This is a genomic window from Lewinella sp. W8, from assembly GCF_004375085.3.
Taxonomy (GTDB): domain Bacteria; phylum Bacteroidota; class Bacteroidia; order Chitinophagales; family Saprospiraceae; genus Neolewinella.
Map to the genome: position 1 here is coordinate 1 of NZ_SNAQ03000052.1, position 1,336 is coordinate 1,336.

General features: G+C 46.3%; 1 protein-coding gene. It reads left to right on the forward strand.

The window, feature by feature from the left end; all coding sequences use genetic code 11:
* The first annotated feature begins 311 nt into the window (after positions 1-311).
* Positions 312-1,331, forward strand: coding sequence for an IS110 family transposase (locus tag E1J53_RS23795; protein WP_134274848.1), 1,020 nt, complete (start codon positions 312-314; stop codon positions 1,329-1,331).
* Positions 1,332-1,336: the final 5 nt, after the last annotated feature.

Genomic DNA, 1,336 nt, shown 5'->3' on the forward strand with positions numbered 1-1,336 from the left:
CGCGACACCTCCTTTAAGTTTGGCTCTGTCTCCTTTTGACTCACATTCAAATTGGATAGATGCGTAAATGACGATGGCAGCCCTCATCGTCTGTGGAGCTGCCATCGTTACTTACGTATCGTTAACCGTCTTTCAACACTGGCTGAGGTACGGCGCCGACACCTCTGGACTTAAAAGTCCGTGCTCTGATTTGCCACCTCATGCCAGTTTAAGAATCGTCCAACTCGGATAGTAATGTAGGCTTGAAAGCCTGGAAGTAAAGGAAGTGAGCAGACTATTCTGTGTTGCAAGACAATAACTTAATCAAAGATATGACCTATCAGTATTTCTGCGGCTGGGACATCAGTAAGCTTACCCTCAACTACTGTCTACAAGATCAACACAGTAGGGTGATCAAAGAGGGGCAGATCACAAACTCAAGTAGTGCGATTTTTTCGCTAGTGAAAAAGCTCCACACCCAATTTTCCATAGTTGAAGGGATGATTTTACATGGAGCAGAGAACACTGGACAGTATGCTCATCCTTTGTGCCGAGCATCCGTAGAACTTCATTTTCCTCTTTGGCTAGAAGATGCCTTTCAACTCAATCGGTCAATGGGCAGACAGCGAGAAAAGAACGACCAAGTGGATGCTCGAGGTATTGCTGAATACACTCGGCGCTTTGCTGATAAAGCCAAGTTGTATGAGATGCCCACCAAATTCCAGCTCAAAATGAAGCACTTAGCCAAAGTGCGCCAGCATATCCTGCGCAATGCCCAGCGGAGTAAAACGATGTTCCAGGAAATGCAGCAGTTCAGCTTAATACCAATCGAGGAGCGAACGGCAGCAATTTTTCAAGATCATCTTCAACAAATGCAGCAGCAGCTGAAACTGATCGAACAGCAGATTGAAGCCTGTATCGCTGAAGCGGATCAGACTATCCAGCGTAAAATTGCTGTGGCTCGATCAGTCCCTGGTATTGGTCCCAAAAACTCAATTGCTATCCTGGTCATTACCGGCTTGTTTGAGCGCATCCCCTCAGCCAGAAAGTGTGCTAGCTACGCTGGCATAAGCCCTCATGAACGACAGAGTGGAACAACCCTTCGCCAGCGGTTCAGAGCTAGTCGATCCGCGAGCAGGAGCTTAAAAACAGCCTTCCATCAAGGAGCCATGAGCTTGATCCAGGGAGACAACCTGTTCAATCAACTATATCGCCGACTAAGAGCAAATGGCCGAAGCCATAAACAAGCAATCAATGCCGTACGTAACAAAATCATCAAAGTCCTTTATGCCTGCCTGGAAAAAGACACTATGTATTGCAAAAAGTATCATCAAAACTTGCAAGGACTATAGTAATC

Bases quoted from the DNA above. Each gene is read 5' to 3' on its own strand.
- E1J53_RS23795 (WP_134274848.1), top strand. From the start codon at position 312: ATGACCTATCAGTATTTCTGCGGCTGGGACATCAGTAAGCTTACCCTC.